Source organism: Mesorhizobium kamtschaticum (assembly GCF_056174585.1).
In genome coordinates, this window is record NZ_JBWBWI020000002.1 from 64,252 (window position 1) to 85,653 (window position 21,402).

A 21,402-nucleotide genomic window follows, 5' to 3' on the forward strand; every position below is an offset into this window, starting at 1 on the left:
GTCACGTTGTTTGAAATGTGGCCGCGTGAGGCCGATACCGCGCTTTTCAGGCAGGCCGTGCACTCACGGCCTGCCACGCGGCCATTGCCTGGCGTCGATGGGTTCGAATTTGTGCTGCGGAGCGGTTGGTCTGGGATGGGACGAAGAGATTTCGGACGGCGGAGAAGATCGACACGAAATGCTGCAATGAGCCGACCGACCGGAAACCCTGTCGCGTTCGTTCCCGTTTTCGGAACGGCAGGTGAGAATTCTCCGCCCGGTTGTTCAAGCCTTTATGCGAGCGGTGTTCCACGTTCGGCATGAGCTGGCGTTTGGCCGCCCCGTAGGAGCGCAGTTTGTCTGTGATCATACGCTTTGGCGGCAGACCCTGCTTCTTCAAAAGTCGCGTCAGCAGGCGCCTGGCGGCCTTGGTGTTGCGACGCGTCTGGACAATCTCGTCGAGCACATATCCGTCCTGATCAACCGCTCTCCACAACCAGCATTTCTGACCGTTGATGCGCACCACGACTTCATCCAGATGCCAGACATCGTCTTTCGTTGGTGCCTTGCGGCGTATGCGGCGCGCATAATCAGGGCCGTGCTTTCGGCACCATCGGCGGATGGTCTCGTAGGAAACGACGATCCCGCGATCGAGCAGCATTTCCTCGACATCGCGCAAGCTCAGATTGAAACGGAATTAGAGCCAGACAGCACGGGCCACGATTTCGATCGGATAGCGGTGGTTCTTGTAGGTCGGTGCACTCACGGTCATGGGCGCGCTGCTACTTCAATTTCCTTACCCCTCAATCAATGTGACAGCACCCCACTAAGGCATTTCGACACGCCCCTCTTAGGTTTGCCCCTTGGCCGCCCCTTTCACCTTTTGGGAGAGTCCTTTTGCGAAGCCACACAGAGAGCGCCGTGACAAACCTTCTCACCCTTGTAGTTGGCCAGAGCCTGCAGCAACTTCGGTAGAAGGTGCTGTTTCAGTTCGTTCGAGATAGGCTCCGGACCCTCCAGCGCTTTCAGTGCCTGCTCGACCAACTCGATCGCGCGAGCTTTGTTGCCGCTCTCATGATAGTACTGAGCGACCACCGGATAAGACACGAACTTATAGCCGTCGCCTTGTGGCAGTGCCACGATGTGTTTGGACAGCTCTTCGCCCATCGCGAAGCGCTCAGCAGACGGAAAGCCGGAATAATCAAAGCCCGGCGTGAAGAGTTGATCTAGCGCCTCAATCATCCAATGGTCGGAGTTTCTATTGATCGCATCGCGAACGAATTGGCGCATGACGGGCAGGCCGGCCTCCATGTCGCGCATTTTGTGAAGCAACAGAGTCACCTGAGACTGGCGGAAATTGAGGTCGTCGGGCAACAAGGTGATGCCCTCTTCGATCGCCGAGAGCGCCGCCGTCCAATCCTCGGCCTCGATTGCCGGCCGAAGTTTGTCGTATATGGGCTTGATCAGCGCTGTTTCGCGCGCTTCGGTTTCGCCTTCCGCGATCCGCTTGGTCGCAACGGCTTTCGCCTGATCGCTGGTGCGCCAGCTGCCGTTAAGCACCTTCGGCAAGACCTCATCGAGTTCCGTCGGACCACCGATAAAGGCGATGTGGCCGTCTCGGTCGACCACGAACGAGGTGGGAATCCCGAAAGAAAAGCTGGGCTCCATCCAAAGCTTTTTCATTTCGCCTGTGGAGTCGAACGCCATCCGATAGTTCAGATTCGGGAACTTTTCGGTCAACCACGCGTCCAAATTGCTTCGGGCCTCATCGGCCGTTGGAGCGCGTTCAGAAGCCGCGACTCCGACGATCTCAACGCCGCTGTCCCTGTATTTCTCCTGCAGCTGCATTAGATGGGGCATCGCGTCCACACATGGCGGGCACCACGTTGCGCAAAATTCGACGATGTACACTTTGCCGGGCTCGAAGCTGGTGAGGGGCTCGCCACGCAGCCAGGTTTCCACTTGAATCGAAGGGGCCGGGGACTCCATCTGCAATACCACGTTGCGGTCCAAAGCTATTTCCGTAGATTTCTGCATTGGTTTCCTCTCAGAGACGTCACACGGGTTCAGGGGAGAGAGCATCCTCGTCTCGCCCCATTGCGTGTAGTCATCATGTCGCAAAGGCTATGCCAGCGGGCCCAGCGCGCGGTAAGCGCCTGTTTGCTTCGAAAAACCTCCACAGTGCCCACATGGCCGGTCGTAATGACCTGACATTTTTGCCAATGTTTGTTCTGAACCTGACATTTTGTCCGCCGCTGTCAGGCTTTGGACACGCATCACGCGCTTCGCGCCGCCCAGAAAAGCGTGGCCCATCCGCACAGTCCCGAAGCGCCAAACCGTGAGAACCCGTGCGACACCGCCGCATCACGTCGTGTCATGCATCGATGCCAAGCGCCTGGGCGTTGAGTTCGCCGCACGCCAGAACATCATCGACGAGACGTTCAAGCTCGACCGGGGGTGCTGTCACATTGATTGAGGGGTAAGGAAATTGAGGTAGCAGCGCGCCCATGACCGTGAGTGCACCGACCTACAAGAACCACCGCTATCCGATCGAAATCGTGGCCCGTGCTGTCTGGCTCGGCGTTGGTGCACGGATCGTTTATTGGTGTGGGTTTAGGCAAGCGGTAACCGCAATAGCCTTTGTAGCGTAGCCATGCCTTTCAAACACAATACCAGCCGCCGCCATCATATTGAGAAGATGAAGTTCAGGGTGACGAACTGGCCAGAATATGAGGCAGGACTTCGTCATCGCGGCAGTTTGACCCTGTGGGTGACGCCGGAAGCCCTGTCCAGGTGGCAAGCGCCAAGACGCAAGACACGTGGCGGCCAGCACCGCTATTCTGATCTGGCGATCGAGACCACCTTGACGCTGGGCCTTGTGTTTGGCCTGCGGCTGCGCCAGGCAGAAGGCTTGCTGGAATCGGTGCTGCAACTGATGGGGCTGGCGCTCGCTGTCCCCGATCATACCACCCTGAGCCGTCGGGCGCGGAAATGGCAATCGCCCAACAAACGTCATGATCGCCAGGTTGCGCCGGAGGGACCAGTGCATGTTCTTGTCGACAGCACCGGCCTGCAGCTCTACGGCGCGGGTCAGTGGCTGGAGGAGAAGCACGGCGCCAGATCCCGTCGCAGTTGGCGCAAGCTGCATCTGGCCCTGGATGCCGACAGCGGCGAGATCATTGCCCATACCCTGACTGATCAGGACACTGGCGATGTCTCTCAAGTTGAGCCACTACTCGACCAGATTGGCGGTCCGATCGGACAGTTTACTGCTGACGGCGCCTATGACGGAAAACCGACTTACGACGCAGTCATCGATCATAGCGCTGCCGCCGCAATCGTCATTCCGCCTCGCGTCAACGCGGTCGAACCATTCGACGATAGACCTGCCGGCCAAAGGGACCAGCATATCGCCGCAATCGGCAGAGACGGCCGGATGAAATGGCAGGTCTCCAACGGTTATCGCAAACGCTCGCTGGTCGAGACCGCCATAGGGCGATACAAGTCCACCATCGGGCGGCGTTTGCGGGCACGGTCACTTCCCGTTCAGCAGACCGAAGTCGCCATCGGCTGCGCCGTCCTCAACCGCATGCTTGCCTGCGCACGCCCGAAATCCGCCCGCCGCAAGGCGGCCACGGCATAGTCTGCCGCTTCAAAGATCGACATCCGCTCAAGTCCGGACCCATGCACCAACGCCGATCTCATGCTCTCCAATCGATGGCGCGGTGGCTTGAGCTTCCGTAGACGATGAAACAGTTTCGCGGGCGCCGTTCGAGCGACGACACGAGATTTTTCAGCACGATGTCGAAAACGTCCTTGGAAAAAGGATTGTAGAAATAAACCACCAGCGGCGCTTCGGGAAATTCGTAAGCCGCCGCATCCGCCTCGACAACACTGAGCGCCCGGCATTTCCGTGACGGATCCCTGAAGCGAGCGATGTTGCCTCTGGCGATTTCGACCAGCTCGCGCGCGAACTCCACCCCGATGATCGCTGCAAACGGATATCGCGACGCCAGCAACAGCGTTCGCGATTTTCCAGAGCCGATGTCTACGAATGTATGGCCCTGGAGGTCGCTGGGCAGCGACTTCATGATGAAATGAAAGGTTCTGGGCGATGTGCATACGGCTTCGTTGCCCTTGCTGCGATGCGGGCCGATGACATCCAACGCAGCGAGCTGGACCGAGCCGGCCGTATCGACACCGTGCTGGCGATCCCATTTTCGCGCGAGGCGGTCGGCAACGATATAACGGACATTTCGCAGGACAAAGCCAGCGCTTGCGCCGATCCCATGCCGGTGAACGAGCCTGATCGGCTCGAACAGACCCCGCTCACGGATATAGGACCAGGCCCTGCCAAAACGACCAAACGAACGGTCTTCGAGGCTGTTCGAGCCTAGCTTTCGACCTTGACGATCAGACAATGGAACGGCTCCAACTGAGGACGCTTTCCAGAGGTGCTCGCAGACGACGCTTAAGATTCGGCGAATGTTGCAGGTGAGAACGAGGCAGCCGAGTAATTTTCCGCAGTTCGACGCAATTCTTTCACACGCCTGTCACGCGGTCTGATTGCAGATTCGTTCCCCAATTCGGCAAGCACAGAGACCGCCAGGCGGCGTCAGCGATGGGTAACCGTCGCGCTCGACGACTGCAACAGGCGCTCTATAGTCCAACTCGGGAAGCGATCAAAACTTGAAGGTACTTCAAGTGCAAATCGAACCGAAATTCTATGCTTCCCCGGGACCCTCGTTGCGTCTCTCCCGTGAGCCAAAGAACACCAGAATCGAACCAAGAACCAGCCAAATGTCGGCCAGATTGAAGATGACGAAATACCAGCCGCCTACGTGCAGACCTATAAAATCCGTCACCATCCCTATGGTCAGCTGATCGACGAGATTACCGAGCGCACCGGCTGCCATGAGACCAGCGCCAACAATGACCTGTGGCCCTTGGGCACGCGCGACCCACCACCAAAGACCAAGGATAGCCAGCACGGTTACCGTCACCAAAACCGTCAGACCTAATGTGGTGCCACCTGACAGCAGGCCGAACGTCGTGCCCTCGCTGTACCGCGGGCGCAGCGCCAAAAACGGTAATGGGTCGAGCCCGTCGGGAGATGGAAGTGACGCGCGTACCCACATCTTTGTCCCCAAGTCGAGCATCAACGCTGCGACGGAGACGATTGCCGCCGCAGTCGCGGCTGGATGGAACCGCCCCGCGGCATCTCGCTTGCTTTCTTTTCTCAAACTTTCTGCTCTCAGGTTATAAGCGGACGCCTATGACATGCACCCCTATTGTGAGACAGGGAAATTGCGAGACAATTCCATGCTCGTGAGTTCAAATGCGGCATTTTCCGATGGTGTCGATAAGGTCTTTTCGTATTCTTCCGGGGTGAGATAGTCGAGTGCTGAATGCAGCCGTTGCCGATTGTAGACATCTTCAATGAAGCTCGCGATACGTCGCCGGGCATCGGGTGCATCGCGATAAGCCAATCCTGCGACTTCTTCCTGCTTCAAGGTTTTCATGAAGCTTTCCGCGCGTGCGTTATCATAAGGGTTCCCCACCCGGCTCATGCTCGGCTGGATCCCATGCCCATGGAGCATATCAGAATAGCTGGTGCAAGCGCCTTGGGCTCCTCTGTCCGAATGATGGATCAAACTGCCGGGAACCGGAACACGTGCGGAGATCGCCATTTTTAGGGCATCGACAGCAAGGCTGGCCCGCAAGTGGAGTTCGAGCGCCCATCCGATGACCTTGCGACTGAATGCATCGAGCACAACCGCCAGATAGGCGAACTGCTCGGCAAGGTGCAAATACGTGATGTCGGCGACCCAAAGCTGGTTGACGCCTGTCAGTTCCATGCCTCTGGCAAGGTTCGGCACCACCCGCCAGCTGTGCCGGGAATCCGTAGTGCGCGGCACAAATGGCCGAGTGCGCAAACATAAGAGATTATCCTCCCCCATTACCCGCAACACACGTTTGTGGTTTACCTGCCAACCCTCGCGGCCAAGAAGGGCGCCGATCCGGCGATAGCCATAGTGCCGGTTGGCCAAGGCCAGCCTTTGAATAACATCTCGCAGACCAGTTTCTTCCTGACGCGGCGCCGACTGTCGCCAGTGCCGATAGTATCCAGCCCTGCTGACACCGGCGAGACGGCACATCTGTTCAATTCCTGGAGAGCCTTGCGGCACATGGGCTGTCATTTTTTGAATGACTTCGAAGACGCTGCACCGCCAGGTGCGTCTTTCTGCTGTTGACTGCCCCTGACATGCCGCAAGGCTTCTTGAAAAAAATCAAGTTCAACCTGTTGCTGCCCAATCTTGCGTTCAAGTTCGACAATGCGGCGACGGGCTTTTGTCAACCCATCGGCACGACGCTGTTCAGCCGACAGTGCAAAAACTGCCGCCAAGGCTTGCCGATCTGGTGGTGCCTCGGGAGGCCGCTTCTTTGGACGCCCCTGTCGGCTCGGCGTTAGATTGCCACACACCCGCAACTGTTCACGCCAGGCATATAAGCGTTGGCGGTGAATACCCAGTTCATCAGCCAGCCGGCTGACGTTCTCCCCGCTTTGCATCCGTAGGAGCATGGAGAGTTTCTCTTCTTCGCTAAATCTCGGCTTTCTTCCAACCATTTCCAGTCCCTGCAATCCAGAAACTGTCCGCTATTTATTTGTCTCAGTCGAAGGGTGCACTCCACTGGTCGAGACCGCCATAGGGCGATACAAGTCCACCATCGGGCGGCGTTTGCCGGCACGGTCGCTTCCCGTTCAGCAGACCGAAGTCGCCATCGGCTGCGCCGTCCTCAACCCATGCTTGCCTGCGCACGCCCGAAATCCGCCCGCCGCAAGGCCGCCACGGCATAGTTTGCCGCTTCAAAGATCGACATCCGCTCAAGTCCGGACCCATGCACCAACGCCCATCTATGATAGATTTTATCGCAGAGACGCCTAGATATTCTCCGGCAGGTAGATGTCGAAGGGCAGGAAGGTCTGTCCCGGCGCGTTGGCGGCGCCGTCCTTGATGGTATGCGCCATGAGATCGACGAGATCGCTGCCCAGCCGCGCCAGCGGCGTTGCGAGCACCATGGTGAGGATGTTGTTGGCGAGTGCAGCGCGCGACTCAGGCGTTATCTCGTTGCAGATCATGACCGGAGGCTGGGCAGGCATGGCCATTCTCACCGCCGTGATAGCTCCCTCCATGCCGCCCCCGGCTATGTAGCACCCGACGAGATCGGGATTCCTCTCGAGCAGGCCGAGCATTGCATCGTGGGTCAAATCGGCCGTCTCGAGATTGACCAGCGTCTCAAGTACTATGAAGTCCGGTGCGTGTTCCCGGAAGTAGGCGCGCACGCCGATCTCGCGCAACTCTTGGCCGTGAAAGCGGTGGCTGCCGACAAACACCGCGACCTTGCCGGGCCGCCTAGCGCACTTCGCGATCATCCACGCGGCGGTGCGTCCTACCTTGCGGTTGTCGAGGCCCACATAGCCCTCCCGTACGCCGGAGGCGCAATCGGACAGGAGCGAAAACACCGGAATACCGCGGGCCTTCAAGCTCTCCACGGCGACCGTGACCGTTGGATGATCGGGGCTGACCAACGCGACGGCGTTCGTTTTCGCTGCCAGTTTCTCCAGATGGACGACGATGTCCTCGGGAGCCTGGCTCGACCAGAAATCAATGACCGCAACGCCGCGGAACCGCGACGCATGGGTCGTCGCGGCCTCCAACTCGCGCGCGAACTCCTGATAGAAATGCTGCTCGGGCTTCTGCAGAAGAAAGCCCAGCCGGTATTCCGGGAGATCCTGGCGGATCCGCTGCTTGATCAGGGGCGCGGCATGGTAGCCGATGACGGTCGCCGCCTCGTAGACCCGCTGCGCCGTCTCCTCGCGCACCGGAAGGCGGCTGTTCAAAACCCTGTCGACCGTCGCCACGCTGACCCCGGATGCCCGAGCCAAATCCGAAACCGTTGGTCGCTTGGCCAAGGCTAGCCTCCTTTGAGGGTTTCGAAGGAATGATAGTAGATGATAGAAAAATTGCAAGCGCTGTTGAGGTAAATGATTGAATATGGTAGTTCTGTTGCATGACGGTTTGTCAGCCTTGGTCCTAGCCTGAAAAAGGAAAAAGGAAGATCGTGATGAGCGCAACTGCCGCAGCCGACGACTATAGGCAGACGAAACGCGACATCAGTCTGATAGGGCGCTACGCGCAGCGCGCCGTCGAGCATATCAAGCACCACAGGTTCCCGATGGTGCCGTACCACGCGCTGCTGAAGCTGAACGGTTTGGTCAAGCACGACCAGCCGTCGCCGTCGCTCACCGGCAACCGGCGAAATGATCCCGACCTTCCTGCGCCAGTTGCGCGAGGACTACTTCGTCAAGCGCGAGCTGCCGCCAACGGCGCGGCCGTATCGCGAAGAGTTCCACGCCGAAACCAAGTTGCCGCGGACAACAGCCTCCCAAGGCTACGGAGGCGGCGGCCCGCCGCCGCCTCCGACTTCGATCAGACAAGATCCACGGAGATGAAAGTGACGGATTGGATCGAGGCCTGCGGCGCCGGCCGCGGACAGACATCTGCTTTTGGCGAGCGGCATCGGTCCCGGCAACGCCGTGGCCCGCGACATTCGCCTGGCCGACATGCTGATCGCGAGGCGGGCGCGGCCGGACCCTCGGAACTGATGTCGCCCGACGTGAAACTCAAGACGTTGCTGGCGTCATGATCGCGCAAAATGGGAGGTGCAGCCGATGAGCAGGAAGAGACCCACGGTAGCGCATATCCGCGCCTTGAAAGGCAAGTATCAGTTCACGATGATCCGCGTGGAGACGCTGGACGAGTTGGAGGCTTCCGAGAAGCCCGGCGTCGACATGGTTTCGGTGCCGCCTGAGATCATGGTTCTTCCGCATTTCCGCGAGGTTGCGCCGAGCCTGTTTGCGGTGCCGGGCGTCAATTTCTTCGAGGTCGGCACGGCGGACGATTTTGTGCGCTGGGCTTTCGCGCTCTACAAGGCGAGCGCCGACGCCGTCTATTGCAGCGCCAGTCTAGCGACCGTGAAGCGGCTCTCCGACGAGGCCATTCCGGTGATCGGCCATGTCGGGTTGATCCCATCGCGGGCCACCTGGACGGATGGATAGCCGCAGACATGCGTTTCAAAGGGCTTGATCTGAACCTTCTCGTCGTGCTCGACGCCCTGCTGGCCGAGCGCAATCTCTCGACGGCGGCACGCCGCATCAACCTCAGTCAGCCGGCCATGAGTGCGGCTGTCGCCCGGCTGCGCGATTTTTTCGGCGATGAACTGTTCAGCATAAGCGGCCGAGAACGTATTCTGACATCACGTGCAGCAGCACTTGGCCCCGCAGTCCGCGAGACTCTCCTAAACATCCAGTCCTCGATTATGTCGTCGGATCCGTTTGACCCTGCTCGATCCGATCGCCGCTTCAGGATCATTATTTCCGATTTCGCCGCGCTCGTGTTTTTTGAAACGGTCGTGGAGCGTGTTGCCCGGGAAGCCCCCGCCGTCAGCTTCGAATTGATGCCTCTCGACGGCAGCCCCGATGAGGTCCTCCGGCGTGGTGAGGTCGATTTTTTGATCACTCCGGATGTGTTCATGTCGAACGCGCATCCAAGAGTGGCGCTGTTCGACGAGAGGCTCGTATGCGTGGGCTGCGCCATGAACAAGCAGCTGCCACGGCAGCTTACATTCGAGAGATACATGTCGATGAGGCACGTCTGCGTCAGGTTCGGACGTTTGCTGAAGCCCTCCATCGAGGAAGGGTTCTTGCTTGAGCATGGTCTTAAAAGACGTGTCGAAGTCGTCGTGCAGAGCTTCAGCATGATCCCGCCCATGGTGTCCGGCACAGCTCGTATAGCGACCGTGCCCCTCCGGCTGGTCAGGCATTTCGAAAACACGTTTCCCCTTCAGGTTGTCGAACTTCCGCTGCCGCTTCCCGGTTTCACCGAAGCCGCCCAGTGGCCGGCTCTCCACAATAGCGATCCGGCAAGCATCTGGATGCGAGAGATAATGATGCAGGAGGCATCTCGGCCAGAGCTATGACGGAATTTGGGTGACTGGGTTGATCAAGCGGCGCTTTGCGGCGTTGGTGCATGGGTGCGAACGTTTGTGTCACATTGATTGAGCCGTAAGGAAATTGAGGTAGCAGCGCGGGGCAGAAATGCTGCGGGATCAGCTCCGTCTGATCGAAGGCGGCAATCCCGCCGCGGCAGGCGGGACATCGATCCCGAAGGCCGCAACCGTGCACGAAGCAGAAAAGACGCGATGCCAGTCGCCACTGCCGACGAAAATACAGAGCCTCGTCGTCGGCGAGGCAAAAAGGGGAATACTGAATCCAGGTCGAACGGTTGCGCTTCGCCCTTTCGCGCAGCGGCAGCAAGAGCGGTGGCAGAGCCCGACCAGCCATTGCCACCGCCAAGATTGTTTCCCGCGAAACGCCTGTCTGGCGGCCGAGCAGAGTTTTCGTCGAGGGCTTCGAGAGGCCTTTTGGTGAGGTGATCATTGTACGTTTTCCCTTTGGTTCCTCACGTCCTATTACTGCCCATGTGAGCTTCGACAGCTTGTTCGCGACGTGCTGGGAACGGCGGAGCGACCAGCGTTATTCAGCCGCCGTCAGCCTCGCCAAGGCCTGCTCCCGCTGACGAACGGCCGGATCGTTCATGAAATCCGTCCTCCTTCGAGGTTCGCTGCCCTCCGCGCCTGCTGATCTTTTCGCGGAACCAGTACCCGTCGGGAATTCGTGCGTTAATCATACCTCTCCTTCCGCCCTGCTTTCACAAGGATATGCGCCCGCCGTATCAAGATATGCCGGAAACGTGACGACAAAGCAGGCGCCGCCGTCGGATGGCGATTCGTGGTGCACGGTTGCGCCGTGACGCAAGGCGATCTTGCGCACCAGCGACAGGCCGAGGCCCCAGCCGCCGGCCGTCTCGCTGCGGCCCTGTGGCCGGAAGAAGGGCTCGAAGACGCGCTCACCGGTTCCTTCCGGCGGGCCCGGCCCGTGATCGCACACCTTGAGCACCACCGAGCCGCCTTCGATCCCCACATGCGCGCTAACCGTGCCACCGCCGCCACCTCGTCGCTGCCGCGCACGGCGACGCGCTTGTCGAGAGCGCCTGCGCCCCAGCGATCGACGCCCTGGCGCATTGCTTCAAGGCGGCGTGTGAGATGACGCACGACTGGAAAGGCGGCAAGCCCTATCACCGCGGCGATCAGCGCGAGAAAGCCAGCCTGGCCGAGCGGCATTCTCAGCCGCGCCGCGATCACACTTCCGTCCAACTGCCGGCTGATCACAGGTAATGCCCGCCGGGGAGGATCCTACGCGGGGATCCGAACTTGATCGGCCGGCCGATCTCTGCAACCAGCCCCCCTTGCGGGCCGAAGACGGAGATGTCGGCATTGAAGGCCGCCGAAACCCGCTCGGCCGTCGCCTGCAGCAGAGCGGGGTCGGAGTCCGCCGGCGGCATCGCCGCGAAGGCGTCGCACGCGGCATGGTCGCGTTCCCGGCTCATGTGCAGGAAGGTCGCGCTGGCGATCGCCACCGCAAGGCGGCCACGGCATAGTCTGCCGCTTCAAAGATCGACATCCGCTCAAGTCCGGACCCATGCACCAACGCTGATACATTAGCGAAACCGACTAGAAGTGGTAGCTACTATTGCCTATAATTAAATCAACTTGATTTGTTTTCTTTGGAAAGTTCGTTGGTAAGGTGCTCATGACCCTCAGGAAAGCCATCGCTGGCACCAATCTCGAACAGGCCAAGTCCCACAATCGCCGCGTGGTGATCGAAGCGATCAGGACCAACGGCGCATTGTCGCGGGCGGCGATCGCGCGCCTGACGGCGCTAAGCACGCAGACCATCTCCAACATTGTCGAGGAACTCGAGCGCGAACAGCTGCTTCGCGCGCAGGCCACGCTGAAGGGCGCCCGCGGCCAGCCGGCGGTGCCCTATTCGATCAATCCCGACGGTGGCTATTCGATCGGCCTGCAGTTCGACCATCAGCTGGCGGTCGGCGTCATCACAGATCTCTCGGGCACGGTTCGCGCCCGCATCGAGCGCCCGGTCGATCGGCCGACGCCGGCGCAGGCGATGCCCTTGCTGGCCGCGATAGCCGGCGACCTGATGCGCAAGTTTCGTTTCGACCGCAACCGCCTGCTTGGCATCGGCATGGCGATGCCCGGCCCGTTCGACGTCGAGGGCATGACCTCGGTGGGGCCGACCGCGCTGCCCGGCTGGCAGGATTTCCCTATCGCCGAAGAATTGCAGCGGTTGACCGGCATTCCAGTGACGGTCGAGAACGACGCCACCGCAGCGGCCATCGGCGAGCGGCTCTACGGCGTTGCCCGCAACCTCGGCAGCTTCGTCTATCTGTTCATCGGCACCGGCCTTGGCGCCGGCTTGTTCCTGGACGGCCATCTCTACAAGGGCAGCCGCCACAATGCCGGCGAGATCGGCCACATGATCGTCAGGCCCGGCGGCCTCGAATGCGGCTGCGGCAAGCGCGGCTGTCTTGAGCGCTACGTCTCGTTGCGCGCCGCCTATGAGTGCCTGGATATCCCCGATCCCGATCATGCCTCGCCGGAATTGCTGGAAGCGTTGCTGGCCAATGGCGACAGTCTGGAAGCATGGGTCGCCCAGGCAATCGATCCGCTGCGCCAGGCGATCAACATGCTCGAACTCGCGCTCGATCCCGAAACCGTGGTCCTCGGCGGCTTCATGCCGGTCGGCGTCATCGAGCTTCTGGCGAGCCGGCTCGACCCCTTGTACCTCTCGGTCAGCTCGACCAGCGCCCGCACCGTGCCGCGGGTCCTTGTCGGCGCCGCCGGCAAGGACACTTCGGTTCTGGGCGCCGCAGCACTGCCGATCTTCTCCGAAACCAACCCGCAATTCGACGTTCTGCAAAAAACCGCATTCCGGCTGAGTCTCTACGTCGCCCCGCAGAGCACCGGCATCAGCCCGGCGCCTTGAACCGCTCCCAGGATTTTTGCTCCGGCTGCGTCCAGCCGGTTTCCGCGAGCGCCGAGATGCGGGGAAACACCAGCCGGTCGAAGACGGCGCGATCGGTCATCGGCTCCGACCAGATACAGCACTGCACCAGCCCTCGACAGGATCGAAGCCGTCCAGCTTTTCCGGATCGGACCAGCCGGCCCAGGCCGCACCCGGTTCCGACCAGGCCGGGCTGTTGGCCATGTCGAGATAATAGACCTGGCCGGGGCACACCACCATCGCGTAGCCCTCGCCCGCAAGTGCCGCTGAAGCTTCGACCGTTCGCCAGCCGCAGAGGTAGCTTTTGTGCTTGTCGATGACGGGCTTTTCGGCACGCCGTTCAATTCGATCATCACCGTGGTCACGGTGGCGTTGCTGGGCTGGATCGTACCGCCGCTGCTGCGCTGGAGCATCCTCGACGCGACATGGACGGGAACGTAGGCCGACTGTGCGCTCGCCACCGGCGCATGCTGGGCGTTCGTCGGGGCAAAGTCCGCTTCACCCTGTTCGCCTTCTACCCGCCGCCGCTGTAGTGGCGCCGCTGATCGGGGTCGGGACAAGATGGGGTGGTTGCCGCCCTCCCCAGACGGCATCGCAGTGTGCCAGAGTTGTGATCCATAAAGGTCACACAGCGGAGAGGACGGCAAATGAAGAATATAATGATCGGGGTTGATCTGGCAAAAAATGTTTTACAGCTCCACGGGGCGTCGATGACGGGCGAGGTACTGTTTCGCAAGAAGTTGTCGCGCGGGCAGTTTCTGCGTTTCATGCAGAGCCAGCCGACGGCTGTTGTCGTCATGGAGGCTTGCGGCAGCGTCCACTACTGGGCACGCGAGTTGATGTCGCTGGGCCATGAGGTCAAGCTGATCGCACCACAATATGTGCGCCCTTTCGTGAAGCGTCAGAAGAACGACGCTGCTGATGCGGAAGCGATTGTCATTGCGGCACGACAGCCGGAAATGCGTTTTGTCGAACCTAAAACACCGGATCAGCAAGCACGGGCTGTTCTATTTCGAGCGCGAGAACGCATTGTCCATCAACGCACGGAACTAGTGAACGCGCTGCGCGCAATGCTCTATGAATATGGGCATGTCATTCCTGTGGGCCTCGGACACATCAAACGGTTGGAAGCCATATTGAACGACGCGGCTAGTAACCTCCCCGATCTCGTACGCGAAGAAGGCCATGATCTCTTGGCACAAATCGCTGAAAAGACCGTTAGAATTGACAACAAGACCCAGAAGCTGGCCTCTCTCGCCAAGCAGACCGATATGGCGCGGCGTCTTCAGACTATGCCGGGTATCGGGCCGATGACCGCTGTGGCGGTCGAAGCTTTCGCGCCAACGATGGAAACCTTCAAATCGGGGCGCAACTTTGCCGCCTGGCTTGGCCTCGTGCCGCGACAGTTTTCGTCCGGCGGCAAGGAAAGGCTGGGTAAGGTATCGAGGGCCGGCCAGGTCGACATTCGTCGGCTGCTGATCATCGGTGCCATGGCTCGCGTAAATTGGGCGAGCCGCAAGGCAACATCCACTGATCCCTGGATGATGCGTATGCTTGGAAGAAAGCCCCGAATGCTAGTGGCGATCGCGCTGGCGAATAAGATGGCGCGTATGATCTGGGCGATGCTGATGCGGCAGGAAGATTATCGGAATCCGGGGTTGCCGGCGGCTGCATGAACGCAGCTATCGTCAATGTCCGGCCAACAGGTGTGAGAAGTCGATGACCTGAATGGGCACAAGATCGAACGATCCGGCTCAGGAAAACCAGCACTGCTCTTCGAGCTCAGAGCTCGTGAACAAGATTTGGACCTGATCCGCTGATCACCATCCCGGCCAGCGGCTTCCGAAAACGCCGCAAATGAAGGCCTGACAGAAGACCGCATTCGATCACACGTTCAAAAGGTAAGAAACGACTTGCACAACGGGCGGCAACCACAGAAGAGCAGTGCGAAATCGTACGCGGCCTTTATCAACCAAAGACAGCTACGGCTGATTTTGATGATGATGCCGCCATACTGGCTTCGGCGCATCTGACGACCCGTGGCGGTGCGAAAAACATTCGTCAATTGCAGCGCAGGCGGCACGCGCGACCACAGGGTTCGCACGCCTACGCGAACGAGGGCATGGCGTTCGCTCTCCTCAGTGACGCCTGGCATCGAGACACTACCTTCCGTGTGCCGGATCATTTCGGCGGAGGCCCAAAGGATAGCCGGATTGACGTAAGTTCGGAGCCGCGCTGGGGACAGTTCGATTACGACCAGTCGCTTCAAAATGCCGATATGCGGGGCGGTGATCCCGATGCAAGGCGCCGCGTGCATGGTGTCCGCCAGGTCGATGGCGAGGTTCCGCAAATCGTCATCGAAGTCTGTTACGGGCTCGGCGACAGCTCGAAGGCGACGGTCGGGAAATCTCACGATCGGCCGGACCGTCACATGTCACTCCTTCGCCCAGCGATCATCGTGTCGGAAGTCAGGTGATCTTCAGGCCGATCTTGCGGCGTTTCGCCGGTGCTGGCGCCGGGGGAACTACGGGCTCAGGCACGGCTCCCTTTTTCCTAGGCCGCTTGCCTTCGCCAGTTGAGACCGCGCTGCCGTGTAGTTAGGGGCAACCATCGGGTAGTCCGCAGGCAAGCCCCACTTTGCGCGGTATTCATCCGGCGTCATATTGTATTGTAGTGAGTACCGATGTGGCGCCTAAGCGATTTGAATTTCCTGCCGTCTTCCAGGCAGATGATGAAATCTGGCGTCACCGAGTTCTTGATCGGGACCGCTGGCGCGCCCCTTTCTTCCGGCTGTGCCGCCGGTGCTTCCCGCAGCTTGCTGACCGCTGCATAGGTATCGGCAGCCACGCGGCCGAGTTCGGACGTGGGAAGTGGATTGTTGCTGACATACGCGGCAACGATGTTCGCGGTCAGCTCCAGGAGCTCAGTTTCGGGCGCAGCAATCTCTTCAGGCATTTGCGAATTCTCACGCTAATTCGTTCTTTGCGATCCCCACCGCGATCTCGCTACAGGAAACTTGGCCGGCCGTACAGGACCGGAAGCCGTCGGTGACGATCCGCATTGTCTGTGGAGCGATGCAGGGGCCATGGACGAGGGATTGCGCGTTATTCGCACTGGCGCCCATGGCAGGTTCCAACCCCGCTCCTATCGGCTCATTTCCCTTGGTCCAATCCCGACCTTTCCGATCAACCCGCAAGGGGTCCGCTACGCGAGCGTGCGGCCTTGAGGCTGACGCCTCAGCGGTGATCGCGGTCCGTCCCGAACCCGACGGGCGCCTGTCGAGCGGGGAATTGGTCCCCGCCAGAACGGGAGCCAGACCATGTCGCACAATCTCAGCCTCTCGCAGTCCCACGCGTTCCAGCTTGCCCGCACCCTGATGGTCCCGGTGACGCTATTCCAGGTCGACGGCGAATACGGCGTCCTGCCGAGCGACGAACTCGACGACGCCGACGTCATCGTCCTCCACGAATACGACCCCTACCAGTTCGGCCCGGCTCATTGAGCCGGGTTCGCCCGGGCGGGCATTTGCCGCTTGCGAGCGGCGGCCGCAAGGGAGGCTGCGCCGCGGCTGGCGATGCCGTGGCGCTACCGCGCCCTGATTTGATTCATCACGTACCAGCCGCGCCCTCGCCCCCTTCGCTCTTCGCGGCGGGCGAGGATGGTTCCGCAGAGGCTGCGGAAAGGAAAGGCAATCGAGGAAAGGGCCGGGGAGTGTGAAGGCGATCCGGCGGAACAACGATGGAAAAGAGAGACGTCGAGGAATTGAGGGATCGCGTGCTCTGCGCGGCCGTGCTGGAGCAGGCCGGTTTCGCGATCGATCAGAAGGAAAGCACGCGCCGGGCGGTCAAATACCGGCGCGGTGACGATATCATTATCGTCATCCACGATGGCAAGGGCTGGTTCGATCCGCTGTCCGACGCTAAAGGCGACGTGTTTTCGCTCGTGGCGCATCTCGACGACATCGGGTTCGCGGAGGTGCTGCAGCGGGTTTCGGAACTGGTCGGCTTCGTGCCGAGCGAACCAGTCTGGACGCGCCAGCCCCGCGACCACGCGCCGGACATCGGCGTCCCCGAGCGCTGGCGTTTTCGGCGCAAGCCCTGGCGAGGCTCCATGACCGGGCGGTATCTGCGCAACGAGCGGGACCTCCCGGAATCCGTCATCCGGGCGGCGATGCGGCAGGATCGGCTTCGCGAGGGACCGCGCGGCAGTGTATGGGCCGCTCATGTCGACGACGACGGTGTCGTCACCGGCTGGGAAGAACGCGGACCGGAATGGCGCGGATTCGCCACCGGCGGTGGGAAGGTACTGTTCCGCTTGGGGCCACGCGAGGCCATTCGCTTCTGCGTTACGGAGGCGGCGATCGACGCGATGAGCCTTGCCGCGATCGAAAGCCTGCGGCCCGACAGCCTCTATCTGAGCACCGGCGGCGGATGGGCGCCCGCGACCGAGACGGCCATACGGACGCTTGCGACCCGCCTGAATACGCAGCTTGTCGCCGCGACCGACAACAATGTGCAGGGCGAAGCCTATGCCGAACGCATCGAGGCGATCGCCGTCGCGGCGGCATGCGGCTTTGCGCGGTTGCGGCCGGTCACGGAAGACTGGAACGACGATCTGCAGGCGATGATGAAAGAAGAAGAGGAACGGAGAGGGAAGAAAAAACCCAACTGCCGCATGCCGCCTGCCGCGTCAAGGGTGAAGCTTCGCCCGCTGCGCGGCCCTTGACCCGGCCGGACGGAGAGGCGGCCGCGGGGGAGGGGTCATGAAGGGCTGAATTGACGGCGAAATCGGAAGGATGGGCCGCGCTCCAGCCCGACCAGGCTGAAAGGAGCCCGCCATGCACCCCGTATCCCCGATCAGAAAGGTCTTTCAGGGCGTCGCCGACCGGCGCCAGATATTCCGCATGTTCGACCGTCACGCGCAGCGGCCTAACCGCTGGGACGCCGACGCGAGCGCGCTCTATGCCGGCGAATGGTTCGAGACCGGCCAGGCAGACCACGACTATATGTTCGAGATCCTGCCGCCACTCTGGATGCGCGGCGACATGTTCGCGATGCGCCAATTCCTGACCGGTAGTGTCACCAGCGTCTTCTTCGCGCTGACGATCGACAGCCAGCTCCGTCATTTCCACGGCTATTGCGACATTTCCGACAGGGGCTTACCCGAGCGGATGCGTGCCGCGATCGTCGACCGGGAATCGCGGCCGGTGAAGGCAATGACGCGGACCGAGCGCCGCAAACACATCTGGAGCGCGACCCATGATGATTATCGCGGCTATGCCGGTGACCGCTGGCCGGAGCCTGCACGTGGCAAGCGGACCATCACCGTCTACGGCGGCAGCCGGGGCACGACGTTGAAGCTGCTCAACGATCTCACCGACGAAGAGGTCTCGGCCAAGCTTCCGGTGCATCTGTGCTACCTCCCGACGCGATAGCGTCGTGAGGGGGCGGCCATGTTCACGTTTCCCATTCTCGGCGTTCGCAAGGTCATCGAACGCGGAAAGACCGATGCCGCCGCCAATGGCGGATTCCGCAACCCGTATTACGGCCTCAGGCCCGGCAAGGGCGAGATCGCCGGCGTTTGGCTGGTCGGAGACCAGGGGGTCTACATCATGTCGAACGGAAAACTCGCCGACGGTGACCGCCCGCTCGTGTCTATTCCGACGAGTGCCATCCGGTCGGCAATCCGGACTGGTTCCATTACAAACACCGCCATTTCGGCGGCGACGACGGGATCGAATTCATCGACGCAGAGAGGCTCATTCCGCTGTTCGATCGGAACATCCGCCGCACGCATCTGCTCGTGCAGCTGACCGAGAACGAAGTCTCGCTGTCCCTGATCGCCCGCTAGCCCCTTCACACCCTCACCAGCCCTTCACGCGGCCGACAACGCCGTCCGCGTGATCGCGCTCGCCAAAAATCCAAGGAGATTTTCCATGCCCCACGACGACCCCTTCACTCTCGACCTCTTCGGAAACACTGCGCTGTCCTCGGGCCTCGGCGTCGGGGTAACGGCCTTTTCGACGTCCTCCGCCGATAGTCCGGTCGATGACGATCCGTCTCCCGTCTCACCAGCCCCGGCCATGCCGATCGGCGCGGCCGCATTGCCTGCTCGGGCGCATCAGGTCGATAAGGGCGAGAACTTCAAGCTGACGGCGACCCGCGACCTCGACAAATCCTGGCGGGACCGGGCGCGTGACAATCTCGCCGCCATACGGCTCGCCGCCGATATCGTCGACCAGCAGCGGTCTGCCACGCCCGAGGACCAAGCAGCGCTGATCCGGTTCACCGGCTTTGGAGCGTCAGCACTGGCGAACGGCGTGTTCCGCCGCCCCGGCGAGCAGACGTTCCGCAAGGGTTGGGAGGAGATAGCCGCCGATCTGGAGGAAGCAGTCGACAGACGGGACTACGCCTCGCTGGCCCGCTGCACCCAGTACGCCCATTTCACACCGGAATACATCATCCGAGCGATCTGGGCCGGCTTGTGGCGGCTCGGCTTCCGTAGCGGCAGTGTGCTGGAGCCGGGCGTCGGCACAGGGCTCTTTCCGGCGTTGATGCCAGAGGCATTGCGCGCTGCCTCGCACGTCACCGGCATCGAGATCGATCCGGTCACGGCGCGGATCGCGCGCCTCCTTCAGCCGAACGCCCGAATCCTCAACCAGGATTTCGCGCGGGTCGACTTGGCCGAGCATTTCGATCTGGCGGTCGGCAATCCGCCGTTCTCGGACAGGATCGTCCGATCCGATCCCGCATACCGCTCGCACGGCTTCCGGCTACACGACTACTTCATCGCAAAGGCCGTCTCTCGGCTGAAGCCGGGCGCACTCGCCGCCTTCGTCACCTACAGTGGAACGATGGACAAGGCCGATGCCCGCGCCCGCGAGCACATCGCCACAATGGCGGATCTTGTCGCTGCCATTCGCCTGCCGGAGGGCAACTTTCGCGCCGATGCCGGGACGGATGTTGTCGTCGACATCCTGTTCTTCCGCAGGCGCAAGCACGTAGAGCCCGAAGGCGATGTGTCATGGCTCGACCTGGAGGACGTTCAGCCCGCCACCGAGGACGAGAGCGCAATCCGCGTGAACCGCTGGTTTGCGATGCATCCTGACATGGTGCTCGGGGAGCATGCCCGTCGCCGCGAGATCTACGGTCCCGACGAGACCTATACCTGCCTGCCGCATGCCGGCACGGATCTCGATGCGGCACTGACAGCCGCCGTGCATCTCCTTCCGGAAGCCATCTATGACGGCGAACCGGAAGAGATCGGAGCAGACGCTGGCGAGCATTTTGAAGCGCCGGCCCGCAACGCAGCGGACGGCGCGACAATCCGCGAGGGCAGCTACTTCATCGGCCAGAACACCGCGCTGATGCAGATGGTCGACGGCGAGCCCGTCACCATCCAGATTCGGAAGGGCGGGACCGGCGACGGCATCCCGGAAAAGCATGTCCGCATCCTCCGCAAGCTGGTCCCGATTCGTGACGCCGTACGCGAGGTGCTGAAGGCCCAGGAGTTCGACCGGCCGTGGAAGCCGGCGCAGGTCAGGCTGCGCATCGCCTGGTCGAGCTTCGTGCGCGCGTTCGGACCGATCAACTTTACCACTGTCTCGACCGCGCAAGATGAGGAAACCGGCGACGTGCGCGAGACGCACCGCCGGCCCAACATCCAGCCGTTCCTGGACGATCCCGATTGCTGGCTGGTGGCCTCAATCGAGGACTACGACCTGGAGACCAACACGGCAAAGCCCGGACCCCTGTTTACCGAGCGAGTGATCGCGCCACCCCGGCCGCCCGTCATCACGTCGCCGGCCGATGCGCTGGCGGTCGTGCTCAACGAGCGCGGGCATGTCGATCCCGATCACATCGCCGAGCTGTTGCAGGTGCATTCCTCGAACGGTATCGCGCCAACCTCGCTGCCTTTACCGCTGAGCGCCAGCCGGAGATCGACGCCTTGTCGCGCAAGCTGGCGCGGCAGGAAAGCGCCATGGCGATATTGCGGCAGCGACTTCAATCGGAGACGCTCTGTGCGTGATCCGAGATGCTGGCCAGTCACTGCCAAAGGTCAAACATGGATGCGGGGGTGGCAACATCCGTGTCGAGCGAGCGACCATCATCAGATCGACGGCGCCCGGCGCCAGTGCGGCAACCCATGGGACTTTATTGCGGCGCGAGCCGAACAGGCGCCTATCCTTCCGCATGCCGGTGCCCGTGATCATCCCCTTGCCGGTCTTCCCGGCGGGTTTGCTGCGGTCTGAACCGGCGGCTGGCCACTTCAAGGCCGCTGACGCGCCGCGGAGCGGCCGGAACCCGCCGATCTCGGCAAGGCCGGCCCGCGTCCTTCACAAGGACCAGTGAAAGGACTGGCCCCCGCTTGTCCGCAAGCCGACCTCGCTCGCCTGGCAGGTCCCGGACCCTGAAGTGTCCAGCTTCCACCGGTTCCTT

At 61.3% G+C, this 21,402-nt stretch carries 19 protein-coding genes and 10 pseudogenes; 14 read left to right on the forward strand and 15 right to left on the reverse strand.

Annotated features, from left to right (window positions below; translation table 11 throughout):
* Positions 1 to 46: 46 nt before the first annotated feature.
* From AC0V7N_RS35945 to AC0V7N_RS35955, 3 genes and pseudogenes are all read right to left on the reverse strand, one after another.
* Positions 47 to 751 (reverse strand): annotated as a pseudogene (locus tag AC0V7N_RS35945) (IS6 family transposase).
* Positions 752 to 855: 104 nt separating this feature from the next.
* Positions 856 to 2,016 carry a redoxin family protein gene (locus AC0V7N_RS35950; RefSeq protein WP_496628250.1) on the reverse strand — a complete coding sequence of 387 codons (1,161 nt, stop codon included), beginning with the start codon at positions 2,014 to 2,016 and terminating at the stop codon, positions 856 to 858.
* A gap of 337 nt (positions 2,017 to 2,353) precedes the next feature.
* Positions 2,354 to 2,488 (reverse strand): hypothetical protein, encoded by a 135-nt coding sequence (locus AC0V7N_RS35955; RefSeq protein ID WP_496628251.1) that lies wholly within the window; start codon positions 2,486 to 2,488, stop codon positions 2,354 to 2,356.
* A 144-nt stretch (positions 2,489 to 2,632) separates the two neighbouring features.
* On the opposite strand from AC0V7N_RS35955, the gene AC0V7N_RS35960 reads away from it, so the two are divergent.
* Positions 2,633 to 3,622, forward strand: a complete 990-nt coding sequence (locus AC0V7N_RS35960; protein ID WP_496628234.1) for an IS5 family transposase — start codon at positions 2,633 to 2,635, stop codon at positions 3,620 to 3,622.
* A gap of 58 nt (positions 3,623 to 3,680) precedes the next feature.
* On the opposite strand, the gene AC0V7N_RS35965 is transcribed toward AC0V7N_RS35960, so the two are convergent.
* From AC0V7N_RS35965 to AC0V7N_RS35980, 4 genes are all read right to left on the reverse strand, one after another.
* Entirely contained in the window at positions 3,681 to 4,400 is a 720-nt protein-coding gene (locus AC0V7N_RS35965; RefSeq protein ID WP_496628252.1) for a class I SAM-dependent methyltransferase, read from the reverse strand.
* A 303-nt stretch (positions 4,401 to 4,703) separates the two neighbouring features.
* Positions 4,704 to 5,222, reverse strand: a complete 519-nt coding sequence (locus AC0V7N_RS35970) for a signal peptidase II (protein ID WP_258580838.1) — start codon at positions 5,220 to 5,222, stop codon at positions 4,704 to 4,706.
* A 45-nt stretch (positions 5,223 to 5,267) separates the two neighbouring features.
* The gene (locus tag AC0V7N_RS35975; protein WP_496628253.1) at positions 5,268 to 6,179 is read right to left on the reverse strand and encodes an IS3 family transposase; all 912 of its coding nucleotides are present in this window, start codon (positions 6,177 to 6,179) and stop codon (positions 5,268 to 5,270) included.
* Positions 6,176 to 6,622 (reverse strand): transposase, encoded by a 447-nt coding sequence (locus AC0V7N_RS35980; protein WP_496628254.1) that lies wholly within the window; start codon positions 6,620 to 6,622, stop codon positions 6,176 to 6,178. The genes AC0V7N_RS35975 and AC0V7N_RS35980 overlap by 4 nt, the downstream gene beginning before the upstream one ends.
* 37 nt (positions 6,623 to 6,659) lie before the next feature.
* Between AC0V7N_RS35980 and AC0V7N_RS35985 the strand changes: the two are divergent.
* Positions 6,660 to 6,838 (forward strand): annotated as a pseudogene (locus AC0V7N_RS35985) (IS5/IS1182 family transposase); the annotation flags it as partial.
* An 84-nt stretch (positions 6,839 to 6,922) separates the two neighbouring features.
* Here AC0V7N_RS35985 and AC0V7N_RS35990 read toward each other — a convergent pair.
* The gene (locus AC0V7N_RS35990; RefSeq protein WP_496628255.1) at positions 6,923 to 7,954 is read right to left on the reverse strand and encodes a substrate-binding domain-containing protein; all 1,032 of its coding nucleotides are present in this window, start codon (positions 7,952 to 7,954) and stop codon (positions 6,923 to 6,925) included.
* 239 nt (positions 7,955 to 8,193) lie between these two features.
* Here AC0V7N_RS35990 and AC0V7N_RS35995 point away from each other — a divergent pair.
* From AC0V7N_RS35995 to AC0V7N_RS36010, 4 genes and pseudogenes are all read left to right on the forward strand, one after another.
* Positions 8,194 to 8,401: pseudogene (locus AC0V7N_RS35995) on the forward strand (fatty acid desaturase); the annotation flags it as partial.
* A 129-nt stretch (positions 8,402 to 8,530) separates the two neighbouring features.
* Positions 8,531 to 8,688, forward strand: a pseudogene (locus tag AC0V7N_RS36000) (ferredoxin reductase); the annotation flags it as partial.
* Positions 8,689 to 8,713: 25 nt separating this feature from the next.
* A complete protein-coding gene (locus tag AC0V7N_RS36005; protein WP_496628256.1) occupies positions 8,714 to 9,100 on the forward strand; it encodes a beta/alpha barrel domain-containing protein in 387 nt (128 codons plus the stop codon).
* A gap of 8 nt (positions 9,101 to 9,108) precedes the next feature.
* Positions 9,109 to 10,020, forward strand: coding sequence for a LysR substrate-binding domain-containing protein (locus AC0V7N_RS36010; protein WP_496628257.1), 912 nt, complete (start codon positions 9,109 to 9,111; stop codon positions 10,018 to 10,020).
* Here the strand turns inward: AC0V7N_RS36010 and AC0V7N_RS36015 are convergent.
* The 3 genes from AC0V7N_RS36015 to AC0V7N_RS36025 form a co-directional block, all read right to left on the reverse strand.
* Positions 9,920 to 10,480 carry a TniQ family protein gene (locus AC0V7N_RS36015; RefSeq protein ID WP_496628258.1) on the reverse strand — a complete coding sequence of 187 codons (561 nt, stop codon included), beginning with the start codon at positions 10,478 to 10,480 and terminating at the stop codon, positions 9,920 to 9,922. The genes AC0V7N_RS36010 and AC0V7N_RS36015 overlap by 101 nt on opposite strands.
* 246 nt (positions 10,481 to 10,726) lie before the next feature.
* Entirely contained in the window at positions 10,727 to 11,023 is a 297-nt protein-coding gene (locus tag AC0V7N_RS36020; RefSeq protein WP_496628259.1) for an ATP-binding protein, read from the reverse strand.
* Between the two features lie 244 nt (positions 11,024 to 11,267).
* Positions 11,268 to 11,519, reverse strand: a complete 252-nt coding sequence (locus tag AC0V7N_RS36025) for a hypothetical protein (protein WP_496628260.1) — start codon at positions 11,517 to 11,519, stop codon at positions 11,268 to 11,270.
* Positions 11,520 to 11,692: 173 nt separating this feature from the next.
* Here AC0V7N_RS36025 and AC0V7N_RS36030 point away from each other — a divergent pair, with 173 nt between their 5' ends.
* A complete protein-coding gene (locus AC0V7N_RS36030; RefSeq protein ID WP_496628261.1) occupies positions 11,693 to 12,946 on the forward strand; it encodes an ROK family protein in 1,254 nt (417 codons plus the stop codon).
* Here the strand turns inward: AC0V7N_RS36030 and AC0V7N_RS36035 are convergent.
* Positions 12,930 to 13,306, reverse strand: a pseudogene (locus AC0V7N_RS36035) (family 20 glycosylhydrolase); the annotation flags it as partial. The gene AC0V7N_RS36030 and the pseudogene AC0V7N_RS36035 sit on opposite strands and share 17 nt — an antisense overlap.
* Here AC0V7N_RS36035 and AC0V7N_RS36040 point away from each other — a divergent pair.
* Together AC0V7N_RS36040 and AC0V7N_RS36045 are read left to right on the forward strand one after the other, a co-directional pair.
* Positions 13,271 to 13,405: a hypothetical protein gene (locus AC0V7N_RS36040; RefSeq protein WP_496628262.1), complete on the forward strand. Its 135-nt coding sequence runs from the start codon at positions 13,271 to 13,273 to the stop codon at positions 13,403 to 13,405. The pseudogene AC0V7N_RS36035 and the gene AC0V7N_RS36040 sit on opposite strands and share 36 nt — an antisense overlap.
* A gap of 206 nt (positions 13,406 to 13,611) precedes the next feature.
* Positions 13,612 to 14,640 carry an IS110 family RNA-guided transposase gene (locus AC0V7N_RS36045; protein WP_475461600.1) on the forward strand — a complete coding sequence of 343 codons (1,029 nt, stop codon included), beginning with the start codon at positions 13,612 to 13,614 and terminating at the stop codon, positions 14,638 to 14,640.
* Positions 14,641 to 14,932: 292 nt separating this feature from the next.
* On the opposite strand, the pseudogene AC0V7N_RS36050 reads toward AC0V7N_RS36045, so the two are convergent.
* The 3 pseudogenes from AC0V7N_RS36050 to AC0V7N_RS36060 form a co-directional block, all read right to left on the reverse strand.
* Positions 14,933 to 15,068, reverse strand: a pseudogene (locus AC0V7N_RS36050) (IS1595 family transposase); the annotation flags it as partial.
* Positions 15,057 to 15,395, reverse strand: a pseudogene (locus AC0V7N_RS36055) (peptide deformylase); the annotation flags it as partial. The pseudogenes AC0V7N_RS36050 and AC0V7N_RS36055, both read right to left, overlap by 12 nt.
* A gap of 37 nt (positions 15,396 to 15,432) precedes the next feature.
* Positions 15,433 to 15,919, reverse strand: a pseudogene (locus tag AC0V7N_RS36060) (Ros/MucR family transcriptional regulator).
* 364 nt (positions 15,920 to 16,283) lie between these two features.
* On the opposite strand from AC0V7N_RS36060, the gene AC0V7N_RS36065 reads away from it, so the two are divergent.
* The 5 genes and pseudogenes from AC0V7N_RS36065 to AC0V7N_RS36085 form a co-directional block, all read left to right on the forward strand.
* Positions 16,284 to 16,466, forward strand: coding sequence for a hypothetical protein (locus AC0V7N_RS36065; RefSeq protein WP_258580827.1), 183 nt, complete (start codon positions 16,284 to 16,286; stop codon positions 16,464 to 16,466).
* Positions 16,467 to 16,702: 236 nt separating this feature from the next.
* Entirely contained in the window at positions 16,703 to 17,689 is a 987-nt protein-coding gene (locus tag AC0V7N_RS36070) for a DUF3991 domain-containing protein (protein ID WP_496628263.1), read from the forward strand.
* A 112-nt stretch (positions 17,690 to 17,801) separates the two neighbouring features.
* The gene (locus AC0V7N_RS36075) at positions 17,802 to 18,398 is read left to right on the forward strand and encodes a DUF1419 domain-containing protein (protein ID WP_496628264.1); all 597 of its coding nucleotides are present in this window, start codon (positions 17,802 to 17,804) and stop codon (positions 18,396 to 18,398) included.
* Positions 18,399 to 18,416: 18 nt separating this feature from the next.
* Positions 18,417 to 18,814 (forward strand): annotated as a pseudogene (locus AC0V7N_RS36080) (DUF3085 domain-containing protein).
* A gap of 85 nt (positions 18,815 to 18,899) precedes the next feature.
* Positions 18,900 to 20,930 (forward strand): annotated as a pseudogene (locus AC0V7N_RS36085) (winged helix domain-containing protein); the annotation flags it as partial.
* Positions 20,931 to 21,402: the final 472 nt, after the last annotated feature.